Origin of the sequence: Anaeromyxobacter sp. Fw109-5 (assembly GCF_000017505.1) — a bacterium.
In the GTDB taxonomy this organism is placed as follows: Bacteria; Myxococcota; Myxococcia; order Myxococcales; family Anaeromyxobacteraceae; genus Anaeromyxobacter.
In genome coordinates, this window is the sequence record NC_009675.1 from 4,203,760 (window position 1) to 4,221,884 (window position 18,125).

An 18,125-nucleotide genomic window follows, 5' to 3' on the forward strand; every position below is an offset into this window, starting at 1 on the left:
GTCCCTCGGCCCTTCGCTTCGGCGGACCGCCACGCGCGGTGGCGGGAGGTCCAGCCATGCTGGTAGTCCGCAACGCCGTCGTCGGCCCCTTCGCCGCGAACGCCTACGTCGCCGCCTGCGATCGCACGGGCGAGGCGCTGCTCGTGGACCCTGGCGGCGAGACGGCGCGCGTCCTGGCCCTCGTCGAGCCCGGCTGGCGCGTCGTGCGGATCGTCTGCACGCACGGACACATCGATCACGTCGCCGGTGCCGCCGAGGCGAAGGAGGCCACCGGCGCGCCGGTGTCGCTGCACGCAGGCGACGCCGGCTGGCTGGAGGCGCTCCCGCGCCAGGCCGAGATGTTCGGCTTCGAGCCGGTGGTCGCGCCCGCCGTCGATCACCACCCGGGCGACGGCGAGAGCTTCCGCGTGGGCGCCTCCGAGGGGCGCGTGATCCACACGCCGGGCCACAGCCCGGGCTCCATCTGCCTGTTCTTCCCCCAGGAGCGGCTGCTCTTCAGCGGCGACACGCTGTTCGCCGGCTCGGTGGGGCGGACCGATCTTCCGGGCGGCGACTTCGACGCGCTGCACGCGTCGATCACCGGCAAGCTGTTCCCGCTCGGCGACGACGTGCGCTTCCTCCCCGGGCACGGTCCGGCGGGCGTGGTCGGCGAGGAGCGGCTCTCGAACCCGTTCGTGGGCGAGAAGCCGCGGCGAGGGCGGTTTCTCTAGGCCGAGGCGGAGGCTTCGGGCTCCAGGCTTCGACTTCGGGAGAAGCAAGTGCGAGCGATGCCCGGAGCGCTCCCCGTAGCCCCGTAGCCGGTCGCCCGTAGCCGGCCTCTCCTACTCCATCGAGACGACGCCCAGGATGTTCTGGCCGGCGTCGACGTGCAGCACCTCGCCCGTCACGTTCCGCCCGAGCGGCGAGCAGAGGTAGAGCGCGGCGCTCGCGCAGTCCTCCTGATCCACGTTCCGGCGGAGCGGCGTCTTCGCCGCGTTCTCGCCGAGCATGGTGCGCATCCCCTTGATGCCCGCGGCGGCCAGCGTCTTGATGGGCCCGGCGCTGATGGCGTTCACGCGGATCCCGTCCTGGCCCAGATCCTCGGCGAGGTAGCGCATGGAGGCCTCGAGCGCGGCCTTCGCGACCCCCATCACGTTGTAGTTCCGGACGACCTTCTCGGCGCCGTAGTAGGTGAGCGTCACGATGCTCGACCCGGCGGGCATCATCGGCCGGAACGCGCGCGCGAGGCCGATGAGGGAGTAGGCGGAGACGTCCATGGTGATGCGCCACGCGTCGCGCGTGGTCACCTCGGTGAAGCGGCCGTCGAGCGCGCCGCGCGGCGCGTAGCCGATCGAGTGGACGAGCACGTCCACGCGGTCCCAGACCTTGCGCAGCTCGGCCACCGAGCGGTCGATGTCCTCGTCCTTCGACACGTCGCAGTCGATGATCGCCTTCGCCCCGATCCCCTCGGCGAGCGGGCGGACGCGCTTCTCCATCGCCTCGCCGGGGTAGGTGAAGGCGAGCTCGGCGCCCTCGCGCTGGAACGCCTGCGCGATGGCCCACGCGATGGAGCGGTCGTTCGCGACGCCGGTCATGAGCACGCGCTTGCCGCGCATGAGCCCGCCGAGCGAGCTCGGGAGCTCCTCCGGCGCGGGGACGACGTCGAGATCCTTGGGGTCCATCTGGCTCATCTCTTCACGCTCCTCGCGCGCGGACGGCGTCGAGCGCCTGCGAGAGCTCGCTCCGCGCGTGCATGTCGTTCGTGCGGGTCGCCGCCGCGATCCCGTCCTCGTACGCCCGGGCCGCCTCGCCGTCGCGGCCGGCCGTCTCGAGCGCCTGGCCCAGCATGAGGTAGCTCGGGACGTAGTCCGGCTTGCGCCGGACCGTCTCGCGGAACTCGGCGATCGCCTCGTCCGCGCGGCCGGCGGTGCGCAGCGCCATCGCGAGCGAGTAGCGCGCGAAGGCGTCGTCCGGGCTCTTCGCCACGAACGCGCGGAAGGCCTCGATGCGCTGCTCCGGCTTCATAGGGGCGTAGGGTTGTACCCGAATCGACCGCTCGACTCCAGCCTCGCCGCCGCCCGGGCCGGCGCTCCGCTGTTATGCTCCCCCGCCGTGACGGCGGCACGCATCTCCGACTGCACGGGAGCGCTCGTCGCGGGGGGGCGAGCGACGCGCCTGGGAGGCCGGCCGAAGGGGCTCCTGCTCGTCGGCGGCGAACCCATCGCGGCGCGCTCCCTCCGGCTGTTCGGCGACCTCTTCGAGGGCGGGGCCCTCGTCGTCGCGAACGACCCCGCGCCCTACGCGCCGCTCGGCGCGCCCGTGGTGCCGGACCTCGTCGCCGGAAAGGGCGCGCCCGGCGGCGTCCACGCGGCGCTCTCGGCGGCGCGCACGCAGTGGGTGTTCACCGCCGGCTGCGACATGCCCTTCGTGTCCGCGCCTGGCATCGCGCTCCTCGCCGCGCGGCGCGCCGGCGTGGAGGCGGTGCTCGTGCGCTGGCGCGGGCGGCTCGAGCCGCTGCACGCGCTCTGGTCGCGCGCGTGCCTGCCGCTCCTGTCGCGCCTCCTCGCCGAGGGCGATCCGTCGCTCCAGCACCTCGCGCGCTCCGTCCACTCCGCCGTCGTCGAGGAGCCGGAGTGGCGCACGATCGATCCCGACGGCCGGGCGTTCGCGAACGCGAACACGCCCGAGGATCTCGTGCGCCTCGGGCTCGTCCTGCCCTCCTGAGGCGAGCGCGCCGAGCGGAGCGCGAGGACCGCGGCCATCGCCGTGGCGGGACGGCGGCGTGGCCGAGCGACCCGCGCAAAGCATGCGGATGCAGGGATCCGAATCACCGTCATCACGGTGCAGCCGCTTCGGTTGCGCAATTTGACTTGACGGCGATCAAATTAGGCCCCGAATGGCCACCGATCCAAGCACTTTCGGCGATCGCAATTTCTGCGTTAACGAGCAGTGAGCAGGACCCACCTGCACCGGAGGATTCACCCGATGCGCCACTTCGTCAGCCTTTGCGGCGCGCTCGCCCTCGCCGCCGCGCTCGTGCCTCCTCCGGCCGGCGCCGCCGCGGACGCACGAGAGGGCGAGGCGCTGTACGTCGGCGCGAGGCCCCTGCAGAACGGCGGGGCCCCGTGCCTCGGCTGCCACGGGCTCGCGGGCCACGGCCTCGCCTGGAGCGCCAGCTTCGGCCCCGACCTCTCGGCCGCCGCGCAGACCTACGACGCGGACACGCTCGCGACCGTGCTCGAGGACGTCCCCTTCCCGAGCATGGAGCCCATCTACCGCGGCCACGCCATCACCGCCGGCGAGCGGGCCGACCTGGCCGCGTTCCTCCTGGAGTCGCACGCGGCGCCTCCGGCGCAGTCGGCGACGCTCGGGCGGCTCCTGCTCGAGGCCGGCCTCGGCGTCGCGGCGATCCTCGCCCTCCTCGTCCTCTCGTTCCGCCGCCGCATGCCGCCCGTCTCCGCCGCGCTCGCGCGCGCGCGCCGGTCGGCGGGAGGTGCCCGATGAGCTTCCTGCGCGACGTCCTCGATCCCGCCTCGCGGCGCTGGGAGCGCCTCTGGCGCGACCGGCACCAGCACGACCGCAGCGTGCGCTCCACCCACGGCGTGAACTGCACGGGGAGCTGCTCCTGGAACGTCCACGTGAAGGAGGGCATCGTCGCCTGGGAGACGCAGGCGACCGACTACCCCGCGCTGGAGGGCGTGCCGCCCTACGAGCCGCGCGGCTGCCAGCGCGGCGCCTGCTACTCGACGTACCTCTACTCTCCGCTCCGCGTGAAGACGCCGTACGTGCGCGGCGCGCTCCTCGACGCGTGGCGCGCCGCGCGGGCCGCGGAGCGGGACCCGGTGCTGGCCTGGGGCGCGCTCATGGGCGATCCCGCCCGCCGCGCCGCGCTCCAGGCCGCCCGCGGCAAGGGCGGGTTCCGCCGCGCCACGTGGCAGGAGGCGCTCGACATCGTCGCGGCGTCCATCGTCCACACCGTGAAGCGCTGGGGGCCCGACCGCGTGACCGGCTTCTCGCCCATCCCGGCGATGTCGATGCTCTCGTTCGCGGGCGGCTCGCGCTTCCTCCAGCTCCTCGGCGGGGTGAACCTCTCCTTCTACGACTGGTACTGCGATCTGCCGAACGCCTCGCCGGAGGTGTTCGGCGAGCAGACCGACGTGGCGGAGAGCGCGGACTGGTTCAACAGCCGCTACGTGCTGGTGCTGGGCTCGAACCTCGCCGTGACGCGCACGCCCGACGCGCACTTCCTCGCCGAGGCGCGCCACGACGGCGCGAAGGTCGTCGTCCTCTCCCCCGACTTCAACCCCACCTGCCGCCAGTCGGACTGGTGGATCCCCGCCCACGCGGGGCAGGACGGCGCGCTGCTCTGCGCGGTGAACCACGTCCTCCTCTCCGAGGTCCACGCGCAGCGGGAGGTGCCCGCCTTCCGGGAGTTCCTGACCCGCTACACCGACGCGCCGTTCCTCGTCGCGCTCGACGTGAAGGACGGGGTCGCCGCGCCCGGGCGGATGCTGCGCGCGGGCGCGCTCGAGCGCTACCGCGGCGAGGAGCACGGCGACTTCAAGTTCCTCGTCTGGGATCGCGCCGCCGACGCGCCGCGCATGCCGCAGGGGAGCCTCGGCTTCCGCTGGCAGGCGAGGAAGGGGCAGTGGAACCTGAAGCTCGAGGACGGGCTGGACGGCGCGCCGATCGACCCGGCCCTCTCCTTCCTCGAGCGGCACGACGCGGTCGTCCAGCTCGAGGTCGCCGACTTCGGCTCGGACCGGGTGTGGCGCCGCGGGGTGCCGGTGCGGTTCGTCGAGACCGACGCGGGCCGCGTGGCCGTCGCGACCGTGCAGGACCTCCTCTTCGCCCAGCACGGCGTCGGCCGCGGCCTCGCGGGCGAGTACCCGGCGAGCTACGACGATCCCGCCGCGCCGTTCACGCCCGCCTGGCAGGAGCAGTACACCGGCGTGGACCGCGCCCAGGTCGTCCGGCTCGCGCGGGAGTGGGCCGACACCGCGGAGCGCACCGGCGGGCGCTGCTCCGTCATCATCGGCGCCGGCGTGAACCACTGGTACCACGCCGACCTCGCCTACCGCGCCGCCCTCACCACCCTCATGCTGTGCGGCTGCGTCGGCAAGAACGGCGCGGGGCTCAACCACTACGTGGGCCAGGAGAAGCTCGCCCCGGTGGCGCCGTGGGCCAGCCTGGCGGGCGCGCTCGACTGGGCGAAGCCGCCGCGCTTCCAGAACGCGCCGTCGTTCCACTACGTCCACTCCGACCAGTGGCGCTACGAGCGCGCCGAGCGCGAGGGCCGCCTCGACCCCGCCTCGCGCGGCGATCGCGCGCACGCGATGGACCACCAGATCCGGGCGGTGCGCAGGGGCTGGCTGCCCTTCTACCCGCAGTTCGACCGGAGCTCCCTCGAGGTCGCCCGCGAGGCGGCCGAGGCGGGCGCCTCCGAGCCGAAGGCCATGGTCGCGCACGTCGCGCGCGCGCTGGAGCAGCGGCGGCTGCGGCTCGCGGTGGAGGACCCGGACGCGCCCGAGGCCTGGCCGCGAGTGCTCATCGCGTGGCGGGGCAACGCGCTCTCCTCGAGCGCGAAGGGGCACGAGTACTTCCTGCGCCACTACCTCGGCGTGAAGGATCTCTCCATCGCCGGCGAGTCGCCGCAGGGCGCGCTGGACGCGGTGCAGCGGCCGGCGCCGGAGGGCAAGCTCGACCTCGTCGTGGCGCTCGACTTCCGCATGACCACCACCGGGCTCCTCGCCGACGTGGTCCTCCCGGCCGCGACCTCCTACGAGAAGGACGACCTCTCCTCCACCGACCTCCACTCCTTCGTCCACCCCATGCAGGCCGCCGTCCCCCCCTGCTGGGAGGCGAAGAGCGACTTCGACGCCTTCGCCGCGCTCGCCGACGCGGTGACCGCGCTCGCGAAGGTCCACCTCCCCTCCCCGCTGCTCGACGTGGTGGCGACGGCGATCGCGCACGACACGCCGGGCGAGATGGGCGATCCGCAGGCGCCCGACTGGGCCGACGGCGCTGCGCCGCTCGTGCCCGGGAAGAACGCCCCCAACCTGTCGGTGGTCGCGCGGGACTACGCGCACCTGGCGGATCGCTTCCGCGCCCTCGGGCCGCTCGTCCGCGAGCAGGGCGTCGCCGCGCACGGCCTCTCCGTCCCGGTCGCGGACCTGTACGACGAGCTCCTGCGCGAGCGTCCCACCGTCTCCTTCGGCGGCCGGACCTATCCGTCGGTCGCGACCGCGCGCGACGCGGCGAACGTCGTGCTGCACCTCGCGCCGGAGACGAACGGCGAGGTGGCCTGGCGCGCGTTCCACGAGGAGGAGAAGAAGGTCGGCGTCCCCCTCGCGGACCTCGCCGAGGGGACGCGCGGGGTGCGCACCACGTTCGAGGACCTCGCCGCCCAGCCGCGCCGCGTGCTCACCACCCCGTTCTGGACCGGGATCGTGAACGACGGCCGGCCGTACACCGCCTACGCGCTGAACGTGGAGCGGCTCGTCCCGTGGCGCACGCTCACCGGCCGCGCGCACCTCTACCTCGATCACCCCGGCTTCCTCGCCGCGGGGGAGGGGCTCCCCACCTACAAGCCCAAGCTCGACCCCGCCCTGCTGCAGGACCTCGACGCGACGCAGGCGGAGGGACCGGTGCTGAAGGTGAACTTCATCACCCCGCACGGCAAGTGGAGCATCCACTCGACCTACGGCGACACGGTCCGGATGCTCACCCTCTCGCGCGGCCTCCACCCGCTCTGGCTGAACGACCGCGACGCCGCCGAGACCGGCATCCGCGACGGCGACTGGGTGGAGGTGGTGAACGACCACGGCGCGGTGGTCACGAAGGCGGTGGTGAGCGCCCGCGTGCCGCGCGGCATCGCCATGCAGTACCACGCGCCGGAGCGCACCGTGGGGACCCCGCGGACGCCCTCGCGCGGCGGGCGCCGCGCCGGCGTGCACAACTCGCTCATGCGCATCCGGCTGAAGCCGACGCTCATGCTCGGCGCCTACGGCCAGATCTCGTACGGCTTCAACTACTGGGGTCCCACCGGGACGAACCGCGACGCGTACGCGCTCGTGCGCAGGCTCGAGCGCGCGCCGGAGTACTAGGAGACCACCATGAACCTGGAAGTGCGCGCGCAGCTCGCCTCGGTGTTCCACCTCGACAAGTGCATCGGCTGTCACACCTGCTCGGTGGTCTGCAAGAACCTGTGGACCGACCGGCGCGGCTCCGAGCACATGTGGTGGAACAACGTCGAGACGCGGCCGGGGACCGGCTACCCCGCGCTGTGGGAGGACCAGGAGCGCCACCACGGCGGCTTCGTGGTCGAGGACGGGGAGCTCCGGCTCCGGCTCGGCGGGCGCGGGAGCATCCTCGAGCGCCTGTTCCAGGCGCCGCGGCTCCCCACGCTCGACGATCAGTACGAGCCCTGGACCTACCGCTACGAGGACCTGTTCCGGGCGAAGCCCTCGGACGAGCTCCCCACGGCGCGGCCGGTGTCGGCGATCACCGGCCGGCCCGTCGACCCGAGCGCGGGGCCGAACTGGGACGACGACCTGGCCGGCTCCGACGTCCACGCCGCGGCCGACCCGAACCTCGCCGCGCTCGCGCCGTCGGAGCGCGAGGCGCTGCGCGCGCTCGAGGGGCTGGTGTTCTTCCACCTGCCGCGCACCTGCAACCACTGCCTCAACCCGGCCTGCGCGGCGGCCTGCCCCTCCGGCGCGATCTACAAGCGCGGCGAGGACGGGGTGGTGCTCATCGACCGCGAGGCCTGCCGCGGCTGGCGGATGTGCGTGCCGGCGTGCCCCTACAAGAAGACCTTCCACTCGTGGTCGGAGGGGAAGTCGGAGAAGTGCATCGGCTGCTACCCGCGCATCGAGAGCGGCGAGCCGCCGGCCTGCTTCCAGGCCTGCGTCGGGAGGATCCGCTATCAGGGCGTCCTGCTCTACGACCCGCACGCCGCCCTGCGGGCCGCGCGCGCCCCGGACGCCGAGCTCGTCGCCGAGCAGCGCGCCGCGTTCCTCGACCCGGCCGACCCCGAGGTGATCGCGGCGGCGCGCCGGAGCGGCATCCCGGACGCCATGCTCGACGCCGCGCTCCGCTCCCCGGTCGATCGGTTCGTGCGGCAGTGGCAGGTGGCGCTGCCGCTCCACCCGGAGTTCCGCACGCTCCCGATGGTGTTCTACGTGCCGCCGCTCTCGCCGGTGCGCGCGGGCGCGACCGCGTCCACCGGAGCGGCCCTCGCCGGCGCCGGCGAGCAGCGCATCCCGGTGCGCTACCTCGCGGCGATGTTCGCGGCGGGCAACGAGGAGGTCGTCACCTCCGCGCTCCGCCGGCTCGTGGCGGTCCGCACCCGGCGCCGCGCCGCGACCGTGGGCGACGTGACCGAGGCGGACGTGGCCGAGGCGCTCCGCGAGGCCGGGCTCACGCCCGAGGTGGCCGACGCCATCCACCGGCTCACGGTGTTCCCGACCCTCCGCGAGCGCGTGGTGCGGCCGCCGGGCGGACGCGAGACCGAGACCGAGCAGCTCGTCGGGCTCCAGGGCCTCGCCGGCGTGCGCGCGAGGGTGCCGTGAGTCCTGCGATCGGGCCCGTGCTCCAGCGCGAGGCGCTGCTCGCGTTCGCCGAGCTCCTCTCCTATCCCGACGACGCGCTCCCCGGCCGCCTGCGCGCCCAGGCCGCTCGGCTCCCGAGCGCGACCGGCGGCGCGCTCGACGCCCTCGCCGACCGGCTCGCCCTCCTCGGCGCGGGCGGCGCCGAGGAGCTCTACACCGCGACCTTCGATCTCCGCCCGGCGGTGAGCCCCTACGCCGGCATGCACCTCTGCGGCGAGGGCCCGCGGCGGAACGCGCTGCTCGCGCACCTCGCCGCCCTCCGCGCCCAGGCCGGCCTCCCGCCGGCGGACGAGGTCCCCGACCACTTCGCCGAGCTCCTGCGCTACCTCGCCGCCGCGCCCGCGGACGAGGAGTCGGAGGACGTCGCCGCGCTCGTGCTCGCCCCGGCCGCGCGCCTCGCCGCCGCCGCGCTGCCGCACGACAACCCGTACCGCGCCGCGCTCGAGGCGCTCGCGCGCGCGCTCCCCGCGCGGGCCGAGCTGCCCGTGCGGACGAAGGAGGCCGGACCATGACGGACCTCGTCCTGTTCGCCGTCGTCCCCTACGTCGCCGTCGCGCTCGCCGCGGCCGGGCTCGTCCTGCGGCACGCCGGCGCCGGGGCCCCCATCACCGCCCGCTCGTCACAGGTACTCGAGGCGCGGCTGCTCCACTTCGGGGCGATCCCCTGGCACCTCGCGATCCTGGCCATCCTGGGCGCGCACGTGTTCGCGGCGGTCGCCCCCGGCGTGATGGGGCGCGTCCTCGGTGACCCGCTGCGGCTGCACGTCATGGAGGTCACCGGCCTCGCGCTGGCCGGCTGGGCGCTCGTCGCCGGCGGGATCCTCCTGTGGCGCCGGCTCGCGGTGCCGCGCGTGCGCGCCGTCACGACGGTGATGGACGTGGTGGTGCTCGCGCTGCTCGTCGCGCAGGTGGGGCTCGGCGTGTACGTGACGCTCTCGCTGCGCTGGGGGTCCGTCTGGTACCTGCACACGGCCGTCCCCTGGCTGCGCTCCCTCGCGAGCTTCTCCCCGGAGCCGCAGTACGCCTCCGTGCTCCCGCTCGCGGTGAAGGCCCACGTCGTGCTCGCCTTCGTGCTCGTCGCGCTGATCCCGTTCTCGCGGCTCGCGCACGTGGTCTCGTTCCCGCTGCGGTTCGCCGGCGGCGTCCGGGGCCGGACGGTCTGGTCGAGCGCGCCGGCCGGCGTGACCCTGCCCAGGCCTGCCGGCGCCGTGCTGCGCTCGCGGGCGCTCGAGCCGCAGGTGCTCTCGGTGTGGGATCCCGAGAACGCGGAGGCCTGGGCGAGGAGCGGCGAGGCGACCGCGCGCCGCAACCTGTGGATCTCGATCTTCGCGCTCTTCCTCGCCTTCTGCGTGTGGATGGTCTGGAGCGTGGTGGTGGTGCGGCTGCCGGACGTGGGCTTCCGGCTCGACACGGGCCAGCTCTTCTGGCTCGCCGCGCTGCCAGGCCTGTCCGGCGCGACGCTGCGGATCTTCTACTCCTTCGCGGTCCAGATCTTCGGCGGCCGGCTGTGGACGACCGTCACCACCGCCTCGCTGCTCGTCCCGGCGATCGGGATCGGGATCGCGGTGCAGGATCCGACCACGCCCTACCCGGTGCTGCTCGGCCTCGCGCTCCTCGCGGGCCTCGGCGGCGCGAACTTCGCGTCCAGCATGGCCAACATCGGCTTCTTCTTCCCCGGCGCGAGGAAGGGGACCGCCCTCGGCCTGAACGGCGGCCTCGGCAACCTCGGCGTGTCGGGCATGCAGCTCGTCGTCCCGCTCGCCATCACCGCCGGCGTCTTCGGCGCCTGGGGCGGCGCGCCCCAGGTCGTGGTGAAGGGCGGGGTGGAGCAGAACCTCTGGCTGCAGAACGCCGGGTTCGTGTGGGTGCCCTTCATCGTGGTCGCCGCCGCCCTCGCCTGGCTCGGCATGGACGACGTGGCGAGCGCGCGGGCCTCCTTCCGCGAGCAGGCGCGCATCTTCCGGAGGCGCCACACCTGGCTCGTCTCCGCCCTCTACCTCGGGACCTTCGGCTCGTTCATCGGCTTCTCCGCCGCCCTTCCCCTGCTGGTGAAGGGTTCGTTCCCCGGCGTGGACCCGGTGCGCTACGCGTTCCTGGGTCCGCTCGTCGGCGCGCTCTTCCGCCCCGTCGGCGGCTGGCTCGCCGACCGCGTCGGCGGCGCGCGCGTGACGCTCTGGAACTTCGTGGCGATGGCCGGGCTCGCCCTCCTCGCGCTGGCGTTCCTGCCGCAGGGCGGCGAGCCCGGGCGGTTCGCCCCGTTCCTCGGGACGTTCGTGCTGCTCTTCGCCGCCACCGGGATCGGGAACGGCTCCACGTACCGGATGATCCCCGCCATCTTCGGGACGATCCACCGGGCGCCCGCGGGCGCGGGTCCCGCCGCCACGGCCGCCGCGAAGCGGTCGGCCGCGACCGAGGCGGCCGCGGTGGCCGGGTTCGCCTCCGCCGTCGCCGCCTACGGCGCCTTCTTCGTGCCGAAGGCCTTCGGCACCTCGCTCGCGGTGACCGGCGGCCCGGCGGCGGCGATCGTGGGCTTCGTCGCGTACTACGCGCTCGCCATCGCGGTCACGGCGTGGGCGTACGCGCGGAAGGGATCGGGGTTCTCCTGCTGATCACGAGTCGGCAACGGTTCAGCCGGGAACGGCCGTGTCCGCCGGGCGGGCGGTTCCGAGGCTGCGTGCACGTCACCGTCTCCCGCCGGTTTCTCGAGAAGCTGGCAGGCCGTCGAAGAACGCGCTTTCACGACCCCGCTCGCCCCGAGCGTAGCCCGCCGCAGGCGGGCGGAGTCGAGGGGCGGCCGTGTGAACGAGTTGGCCGCTCGCCCTGAGCCTGTGTCGAAGGGCGAGCGGCGTCCCGCTGGTTCGACAAGCTCACCACGAGCGGTCGTCAGGCGGGCAGCAGCTTCGAGATCCTCAGCAGGTTGTAAGCGGCGACGACGAAGTGGGCGGCGAGCTGAGTGCCGATTTCCGGGCCCGCCCTTCGCCGTCCGCGCGGTGCGCCGGACGCGCACGGCGCGATCTGCCTGCGCTCGCGAGGAGCGTGCTCTCTACGCGCGGAAGACCTCGGAGCGCGTTTCGCCTGGAACCTCGTCAAGAGGGCGCCTGCCGAGGGACGCCGGCACGCATCCTGCGCCGAGGTCACCAGCTGTAGCCGAGGCCGAGCTTCAAGTACGGACCGTCCTCGCCCCCGGTGTAGCTCGTGAAGTTCTCGTCCTGCTCGTCGCCGGCGAGCCTCGCGCCGTAGCCGCCCATCACCGCCGCGCTGATCCCGTTCGACGCGATGAAGTTGTAGCCGAGCTCCGCGGCCACCCCGAGCCGGGCGAAGTCCGTGGACGTGTCGAACTCCTCGCGCCCGAACGAGAAGTCCAGCCGCGGGCCGAGGCGGATCCCTTCGTTGTTGCGCCCATAGAGGAACAGGTCGGCGCCGGTCCCGAGCCCGAACGAGGTCACGTGGCCGTTCGTGGCGTTCGTGCGCGAGTAGCGCGCCGAGGCGATCCACGACGCGTGCTCCCAGGGGAATGGCCGTATGTAGGAGGCGTTCACGCCGATGCCGCTGAACCAGCCGAGCGGGTCCGTGACGACGGTGTTCCTCACCCGTCCGCGTACGGTCGTCCCGAGGCCGCCGCGCCCGCGCTCCGTGAGCTCGGCGGGCGGCTGGGTGAACGCCGTCGGCGCGCTCGGCCCGGGCGCCGGCGCGGCGGTCGCGACTCCCGCCTGGACGCCCTCAGCGCCGGGCGCGGGCCCCGATCGGCGCAGGAGCCCCTCGCACTGCGCGCGGAGGGCGGCCGCGTCCTCACCCGGCGGCAGGCGCCCATCCATCAGGTCCACGCAACGGTCCGCCACGGTGCGCGCCGCCGGCGAAGCAGGCGGCTGCGGTGGCTGAGTCGCTCCCGGGTCCTGTGCCGTTGCCTGCCCGACGACCGCGGCGATCGCCACGAGCGCTCTCCCCCAGACGTGCGGCTGCATGACGCCCCCCTCGACGGCGCGAGGAACCGGGTCGCGTGAGCGGCGCCGGACGTGCCGCCTCTCCTACAGCTTGTGCACGACCGCACGGACCACGAAGGAGGCGCGCTCCCGAGGAGCGCGCAGACGCGAGAGAGGCGGCCGATCGAGCGGTCGCCCCGTCACGACCGCGCGCGGAGACGCGCTCCCGCGGTCAACCCGCGAGCGCCCGCGCCGCCACGATGCCGGCGAAGCCGGCGGCGAGGCAGCCGAGCACCGTGAGGGCCACGTTCACGGCCGCGGGCCAGACGCCGCGCTCCAGCAGCGCGAGGGTCTCGTAGTTGAACGAGGAGTAGGTGGTGAAGCCGCCCAGCACTCCGGCCCCGAGGAAGAGCCTCGCCTCGGGGGTGATGGCCTCGCGGGTCCCGGCGAGGCCGAGGAGCAGGGCGAGCAGGAAGGAGCCGAGCACGTTCACGATGAGAGTGCCGCGCGGGAAGTCCGCCCCGAGCGCGCGCGCCGCCCAGGTCGAGACGAGGTAGCGCGCGCCGCTGCCGAGCGCGCCGCCCGCGCAGACGAGGAGGAGCCGGATCACCGCCGCCGGTCTATCGCGGCTGGGGTGCGACCGCAATCCCGTCCCCGTGCTACCGTCGCGCGCGCCACCCCTCTCGCGCGGCTCCGCCGCGTCCCCGGCACCGGAGGTGCTCCATGATGAAGAAGCGCGTGGTCCTCGTCACCGGCGCGAGCCGCGGCATCGGCGCCGCGACCGCGAAGCTCCTCGCTCGCCACGGGGCCGCCGTGGCGGTGAACTACCTCCGCAGCGAGGCCGAGGCCCGGGCCGTGGTCGAGGCGATCCGCGCGGCGGACGGGCGCGCGGTGGCGGTGAGGGCGGACGTGCGGGATCCCTCCCAGGTGCGGGCGATGGTGGTCGAGGCGGAGGGCGCGCTCGGCCCGATCGACACCCTCGTCGTCAACGCGTCCATCTCCTTCCCGATCCGGCCGTTCGTCGACTACGAGTGGGAGGACTTCCACGCGAAGCTCGCCGGCGAGCTCGGCGCGGCGTTCCACTGCTGCAAGGCGGTGGTGCCGGGGATGATCTCGCGCCGATCGGGCTGCATCGTCGCCATCTCGAGCGGCCTGTCGCGGCACGCCGGCGGCGGGTTCTGCGCGCACAGCACGGCGAAGGCCGGGCTCGACGCGTTCTCGCGCGCGCTCGCGCTCGAGCTCGGCCCGCACGGCATCCGCGTCAACGTCGTCGCGCCCGGGCTCACCGACACCGACGCCACCGCAGGTCAGCCGGCGGCGCAGCGGGAGGCGGTCGCGCGGATGACGCCGCTGCGACGCATCGGCGTGCCGGAGGACGTGGCGGGCGCGGTCCTGATGGCCGCCTCCGACCACGCGCGCTTCATGACCGGCGTCTACGTTCCGGTGAGCGGCGGAGCGTTGATGCCGTAGGCGGGGTGCGCGGACGCCCGCCCCGGCGGCTAGGACCGAGGTCCCGGACGAAGCGCCTCGAGGGCCCGGGCGTAGGCCTCGCGGTCGAAGCGCCCGCCGGCGAGCGCCGCGTCGAGCGCGTCCGCGGCGACGCGTCCGACTGCGTGCAGCGCCTCGTGGCGCGTGAGGCCTCCCGCCACGAGCCGCTCCAGCGCGCGGCGCGCCTCGGGCGGCTCGCCGGTCGCGAGCTGGTCCTCCACGACCAGGTGGAGCGCCGCGTGGACGCGCGGCTTCGGCATCGGCGGGTGAGGCCGGCCGAGGGCGCGATGGTGCTCCTCCACCGCGCGGAGCCGCTCGTCCTGCGGGGCATCCTTCCAGGCGTTCAGGTCGGGGGCGCGGTCGGCGTCGTAGTCCATGCTCGCGGCGGACCTTAGCGCCGCCCTCCGCGTCGGCGCAACGCGGCGATCCGAAGGGTGGCCGCGTGGCCTGCCGGTCCGCGTCGGAGCCGCTCGCCCTTCCCTGACACGACCGCCCGCTGCCCGCCCGGACGCCGTATCCGCTGTACCGGACGCCCATCCGTTGTCCGCTTGACAGGATTCTCGTCCGTCAAATAGGATGACCCCACGATGCGCTCCTCTTCCTGTCAGCCTCCCCCCGACGCGCATCGGGCTCGTGGGGCGCGCTGCTGTCGCCGGCCGGCGCCGGCCGCCCGAATGCGCGGCTGAGCGGCCGGCCCGCCATCCTCCACCCGCTGCACCACGCGCGGGCCGCACCCGGCCCTGCCCGCGCGCACGCGACACCCCGCTCTCGAGGAGCTCCATGTCCTCCGCGCCCCTCTCCCCTCTTCCCCGGCGCCGCCGCGCCGACACCCGGGCGACCTCCCTCGCCCTCGCGCCGGTGGGCCTCGAGCGGGGGAGCCCGTGACCGCGCCGCTCGTCCCGCTCTTCGTGAAGCTGGCCGGCCGCCGCGTGGTCGTGGTGGGCGGCGGCGCGATGGCCGCGGTGCGCGTGCGCCAGCTGGCCGAGGCGGAGGCGCGCGTCGCCGTCGTGGCGCCGGAGGTGCGCGACGACGTCGCGGCGCTCGCGGTCGAGGTCCACCGGCGCCCGTTCCGGGACGGCGACCTCGACGGCGCCTGGTTCGTGGTCGCGGCGGCGACGCAGGCGGTGAACCGGGACGTGGCCTCCGCCGCGGAGGCCCGGCGGATCCTGGTCAACGCGGTGGACGATCCGGACAGCGCGACGGCTTACACGGCCGGCGTGGTCCGGCGCGGCGACGCGACCGTCGCGATCTCCACCGGCGGCCGCGCGCCGGCGCTCGCGGGCCTCCTGCGCGAGGCGCTCGACGCGCTCCTCCCGCGCGACGTCGCCTCCTGGGTGGACACCGCCGAGGCCGAGCGGGACGGCTGGAAGCGCGCCCGCGTGCCCCTCGCGACGCGCCGCCCGCTCCTGCTCGAGAAGCTGAACGCCCTCTACGCGCGGGCGCCGTCGCCGGGAACCGCCGGGCCGCTGCCGCCGGGCTTCGTGTCGCTCGTGGGGGCGGGCCCCGGCGATCCGGGGCTGCTCACCCGCCGCGCGGCGGAGCGGCTCGCCCAGGCGGACGTGGTCCTCTACGACGCGCTCGTGGACGGGGACGTGCTGCGCCTCGCGCCGCAGGCCCACTGCTTCCACGTCGGGAAGCGCGCCGGGCGTCCCAGCGTCTCGCAGCGCGCCATCGAGCGGCTCCTCGTCGGCGCCGCCCGGCAGGGCAAGCGCGTCGTCCGGCTGAAGTGCGGCGACCCGTTCGTCTTCGGGCGCGGCGGCGAGGAGGCGCAGGCGCTCGCCGCGGCCGGGGTCCCGTTCGAGGTCGTGCCGGGGGTCTCCTCCGCCATCTCCGCGCCCGCGCTCGCCGGCATCCCGGTGACCCACCGCGGGCTCGCCGCCGGCTTCTCGGTGATCGCCGGCCACGACGAGGCCAGCTACGGCCCCGTCCTGGATCGGCTCGGCGCGGGGACGACCCTCACCCTCGTCGTCCTCATGGGAGTCGGGGAGCGGGCCCGGATCGCGGCGCGGCTCCTCGCTCGCGGGTGGGATCGCGAGACGCCCGCGGCGATCGTGCTCGGCGCCTCGACGCCCGCCGCCTTCGCCTGGAGCGGCACGCTCGCGGAGCTCCGCGACGCCGCGCTGCCGCCGGAGCGCGCGAGCCTCCCCGGCACGCTCGTCATCGGCGCCGTGGCCGCCCTGCAGCTCACCTCCCGGCACGCCCGCGGGCGTGCCGGCGCCCCGCTCGCGGCGCGCACCGAGATCGCCTGAAAGGACCCGCCATGACCGCCCCGACCGACCCCAGCCGGGCCGCGCCCCCCCGCGCCACCTTCGCGGACGAGCGCGAGATCGACGCCTTCGTGGAGACGCTGGGCCGCTTCGAGCGCCGGGAGATCGACGCCGAGGCGTGGCGCGCCTACCGCGTGGTCCGCGGCGCCTACTCGCAGCGCCAGGACGGGTGTCACATGCTGCGCATCAAGCTGCCGCAGGGAGCGACCGGCGCCGCCCAGCTCCGGGCGCTGGCCGACGTCGCCGGCCGCTTCTCTCGCCGGTACGGCCACGTCACGACGCGGCAGAACTTCCAGCTCCACTTCGTGCGCCCCTCCGACCTGGAGCCGGCGCTCCGCCGCCTCGCCGAGGCCGGCATCACGACGTCGGGCGCCGGCGGCAACGCGGTCCGCAACGTGGTGGCCTGCCCGCTCGCCGGCGTCTCGCCCGACGAGGCGTTCGACGTGACCCCCTACGCCGAGGCGGTGACGCGCCACTTCCTGCGCCACCCGCTCGCGAACGCCCTGCCGCGCAAGTTCAAGATCGCCTTCGAGGGCTGCGCGCGCGACCACGTCGCCACCGCCATCCACGACCTCGGCTTCCGCGCGCGGCTGCGCTCGGCCGGCGGCAGGACGGTGCGCGGGTTCGCGGTGACGGTGGCGGGCGGCACCGCCTCGCTCTGCACGTCCGGCACGCCGCTCGCCGAGTTCCTCCCCGCCGCCGACCTCCTCGCCCTCGCCGAGGCGGTGATCCGCGTGTTCCACGCCCGCGGCGACCGCGTGAACAAGCAGCGCAACCGGCTCAAGTTCCTCGTGCGCGAGCTCGGCTTCGACGCGTTCCGGGCGCTCGTCGAGGAGCAGCTCGCGAAGGTGCTCGCGGAGGGCCCTCCGCGCCTCCCGTTCGATCCGGACGCGGCGCCGGTGGAGGTGCCCCCCGCGCCGCAAGGGCGCCCCGAGCCCCCCACCGTGGCGGAGATCGTCGCGCGCCTCGCGGCCGCCCCTCCGCGCGGGCCGGGCGAGCCTCCCGCGGTCGTCCCCGTCCGCCATCCGCCGCCCGAGGCGCTCGCCGCCTTCGTCGCGACGAACGTCCGCGCCCAGCGCCAGGCGGGGTTCTCGGCCGTGACCGTGTCGCTCCCGCAGGGCGACGTCACCGCCGTGCAGCTCGAGCTCCTCGCCGAGCTCTCGCTCGCTCACGGGGACGGCGCGGTGCGCTTCGCGAGCGACGGGCACGTCGTGCTGCGCTGGGTGCCCGCCGGCGAGGTGCCGGCGCTGTTCGAGCGGCTCGCCGCGGCGGGGCTGGGGCGCGACGGGGCGGGCAGCGCCGCCGACGTCGTCGCCTGCCCGGGCGCGGACGTGTGCCGGCTCGCCGTCACGCGCACCCGCGGCCTCGCGCGCCTCGTGGACGAGCGGGTGCGCGAGCGGCTCGGCGCGGCCGCGCTGGGCGCGGCGCTGCCGGTGCACGTGTCGGGCTGCCCGAACGGCTGCAGCCAGCACCACCTCGGCGCCATCGGCCTCCAGGGGAGCGCGCGCAAACTCGGCGGGCGGGCCGTGCCCCAGTACTTCGTGCTCGTGGGCGGCGGGGCCGGTGAGGGTGGCGCCGCGTTCGGGAAGCTCGCCGGCAAGGTGCCCGCGCGGCGGATCCCGGAGGCGGTGGAGCGCCTCGCCGCGCTGTACCTCGCCGAGCGGCGCGAGGGCGAGGCCGCCGGCCCGTTCTTCGCGCGCGCGCTCGAGCGCGTGAAGGCCGCGCTCCATCCGCTCGAGCAGCTGCGGCTCGAGGACGCCTCGCCGGAGGACTTCGTGGAGCCCGGCGCGAGCGAGGACTTCAGCCCGGAGACCCAGGCCGGCGAGTGCGCGGCGTGACGAGAGGGGGCCGTCCGCTTGA

The 18,125-nt window shown here is 75.1% G+C and carries 15 protein-coding genes; 10 read left to right on the forward strand and 5 right to left on the reverse strand.

Going from position 1 to position 18,125, the window contains the following annotated elements; all coding sequences use genetic code 11:
• The first annotated feature begins 56 nt into the window (after window positions 1-56).
• Window positions 57-710 carry an MBL fold metallo-hydrolase gene (locus ANAE109_RS18430; protein WP_012098395.1) on the forward strand — a complete coding sequence of 218 codons (654 nt, stop codon included), beginning with the start codon at window positions 57-59 and terminating at the stop codon, window positions 708-710.
• Between the two features lie 111 nt (window positions 711-821).
• Here ANAE109_RS18430 and ANAE109_RS18435 read toward each other — a convergent pair whose 3' ends face one another.
• Together ANAE109_RS18435 and ANAE109_RS18440 are read right to left on the reverse strand one after the other, a co-directional pair.
• The gene (locus ANAE109_RS18435; RefSeq protein WP_012098396.1) at window positions 822-1,670 is read right to left on the reverse strand and encodes an enoyl-ACP reductase; all 849 of its coding nucleotides are present in this window, start codon (window positions 1,668-1,670) and stop codon (window positions 822-824) included.
• A gap of 4 nt (window positions 1,671-1,674) precedes the next feature.
• Complete coding sequence (locus tag ANAE109_RS18440) at window positions 1,675-2,004, reverse strand: tetratricopeptide repeat protein (protein ID WP_012098397.1); 330 nt, start codon at window positions 2,002-2,004, stop codon at window positions 1,675-1,677.
• A gap of 87 nt (window positions 2,005-2,091) precedes the next feature.
• Here ANAE109_RS18440 and ANAE109_RS18445 point away from each other — a divergent pair, with 87 nt between their 5' ends.
• From ANAE109_RS18445 to ANAE109_RS18475, 6 genes are all read left to right on the forward strand, one after another.
• Window positions 2,092-2,703 (forward strand): molybdenum cofactor guanylyltransferase, encoded by a 612-nt coding sequence (locus ANAE109_RS18445; protein ID WP_012098398.1) that lies wholly within the window; start codon window positions 2,092-2,094, stop codon window positions 2,701-2,703.
• 261 nt (window positions 2,704-2,964) lie between these two features.
• The gene (locus ANAE109_RS18450) at window positions 2,965-3,483 is read left to right on the forward strand and encodes a hypothetical protein (protein ID WP_012098399.1); all 519 of its coding nucleotides are present in this window, start codon (window positions 2,965-2,967) and stop codon (window positions 3,481-3,483) included.
• Window positions 3,480-7,085 carry a nitrate reductase subunit alpha gene (locus ANAE109_RS18455; protein WP_012098400.1) on the forward strand — a complete coding sequence of 1,202 codons (3,606 nt, stop codon included), beginning with the start codon at window positions 3,480-3,482 and terminating at the stop codon, window positions 7,083-7,085. The genes ANAE109_RS18450 and ANAE109_RS18455 overlap by 4 nt, the downstream gene beginning before the upstream one ends.
• A 9-nt stretch (window positions 7,086-7,094) precedes the next feature.
• Window positions 7,095-8,552, forward strand: coding sequence for a nitrate reductase subunit beta (narH, locus tag ANAE109_RS18460; protein ID WP_012098401.1), 1,458 nt, complete (start codon window positions 7,095-7,097; stop codon window positions 8,550-8,552).
• Window positions 8,549-9,103: a molecular chaperone TorD family protein gene (locus ANAE109_RS23680; protein ID WP_012098402.1), complete on the forward strand. Its 555-nt coding sequence runs from the start codon at window positions 8,549-8,551 to the stop codon at window positions 9,101-9,103. Before narH ends, ANAE109_RS23680 begins: the two co-directional genes overlap by 4 nt.
• Window positions 9,100-11,199: a NarK family nitrate/nitrite MFS transporter gene (locus tag ANAE109_RS18475; protein ID WP_012098403.1), complete on the forward strand. Its 2,100-nt coding sequence runs from the start codon at window positions 9,100-9,102 to the stop codon at window positions 11,197-11,199. The genes ANAE109_RS23680 and ANAE109_RS18475 overlap by 4 nt, the downstream gene beginning before the upstream one ends.
• 525 nt (window positions 11,200-11,724) lie before the next feature.
• On the opposite strand, the gene ANAE109_RS18480 is transcribed toward ANAE109_RS18475, so the two are convergent.
• Both ANAE109_RS18480 and crcB read right to left on the reverse strand, forming a co-directional pair.
• Window positions 11,725-12,414, reverse strand: coding sequence for a hypothetical protein (locus ANAE109_RS18480; protein WP_041448496.1), 690 nt, complete (start codon window positions 12,412-12,414; stop codon window positions 11,725-11,727).
• A 328-nt stretch (window positions 12,415-12,742) separates the two neighbouring features.
• Entirely contained in the window at window positions 12,743-13,120 is a 378-nt protein-coding gene (gene crcB / locus ANAE109_RS18485) for a fluoride efflux transporter CrcB (protein WP_041448497.1), read from the reverse strand.
• A gap of 113 nt (window positions 13,121-13,233) precedes the next feature.
• On the opposite strand from crcB, the gene ANAE109_RS18490 reads away from it, so the two are divergent.
• Window positions 13,234-13,980, forward strand: coding sequence for an SDR family NAD(P)-dependent oxidoreductase (locus ANAE109_RS18490; RefSeq protein WP_012098406.1), 747 nt, complete (start codon window positions 13,234-13,236; stop codon window positions 13,978-13,980).
• Window positions 13,981-14,009: 29 nt separating this feature from the next.
• Here ANAE109_RS18490 and ANAE109_RS18495 read toward each other — a convergent pair whose 3' ends face one another.
• On the reverse strand, window positions 14,010-14,375 hold the full coding sequence (locus ANAE109_RS18495; protein ID WP_041448498.1) for a DUF1841 family protein: 366 nt from the start codon (window positions 14,373-14,375) through the stop codon (window positions 14,010-14,012).
• A gap of 504 nt (window positions 14,376-14,879) precedes the next feature.
• On the opposite strand from ANAE109_RS18495, the gene cobA reads away from it, so the two are divergent.
• Window positions 14,880-16,247 (forward strand): uroporphyrinogen-III C-methyltransferase, encoded by a 1,368-nt coding sequence (gene cobA, locus ANAE109_RS18500; protein WP_012098408.1) that lies wholly within the window; start codon window positions 14,880-14,882, stop codon window positions 16,245-16,247.
• A gap of 11 nt (window positions 16,248-16,258) precedes the next feature.
• Window positions 16,259-18,103, forward strand: a complete 1,845-nt coding sequence (locus ANAE109_RS18505; protein WP_012098409.1) for a nitrite/sulfite reductase — start codon at window positions 16,259-16,261, stop codon at window positions 18,101-18,103.
• The last annotated feature ends 22 nt before the right edge of the window (window positions 18,104-18,125 follow it).

Excerpts from the sequence above, each read along its gene's own strand:
- ANAE109_RS18495 (WP_041448498.1), bottom strand. The coding sequence starts at position 14,375 with ATGGACTACGACGCCGACCGCGCCCCCGACCTGAACGCCTGGAAGGAT.
- ANAE109_RS18505 (WP_012098409.1), top strand. The coding sequence starts at position 16,259 with ATGACCGCCCCGACCGACCCCAGCCGGGCCGCGCCCCCCCGCGCCACC.
- narH (WP_012098401.1), top strand. The coding sequence starts at position 7,095 with ATGAACCTGGAAGTGCGCGCGCAGCTCGCCTCGGTGTTCCACCTCGAC.
- ANAE109_RS18455 (WP_012098400.1), top strand. The coding sequence starts at position 3,480 with ATGAGCTTCCTGCGCGACGTCCTCGATCCCGCCTCGCGGCGCTGGGAG.
- ANAE109_RS18435 (WP_012098396.1), bottom strand. The coding sequence starts at position 1,670 with ATGAGCCAGATGGACCCCAAGGATCTCGACGTCGTCCCCGCGCCGGAG.
- ANAE109_RS18430 (WP_012098395.1), top strand. The coding sequence starts at position 57 with ATGCTGGTAGTCCGCAACGCCGTCGTCGGCCCCTTCGCCGCGAACGCC.
- ANAE109_RS18450 (WP_012098399.1), top strand. The coding sequence starts at position 2,965 with ATGCGCCACTTCGTCAGCCTTTGCGGCGCGCTCGCCCTCGCCGCCGCG.
- ANAE109_RS18490 (WP_012098406.1), top strand. The coding sequence starts at position 13,234 with ATGATGAAGAAGCGCGTGGTCCTCGTCACCGGCGCGAGCCGCGGCATC.
- ANAE109_RS18440 (WP_012098397.1), bottom strand. The coding sequence starts at position 2,004 with ATGAAGCCGGAGCAGCGCATCGAGGCCTTCCGCGCGTTCGTGGCGAAG.
- ANAE109_RS18475 (WP_012098403.1), top strand. The coding sequence starts at position 9,100 with ATGACGGACCTCGTCCTGTTCGCCGTCGTCCCCTACGTCGCCGTCGCG.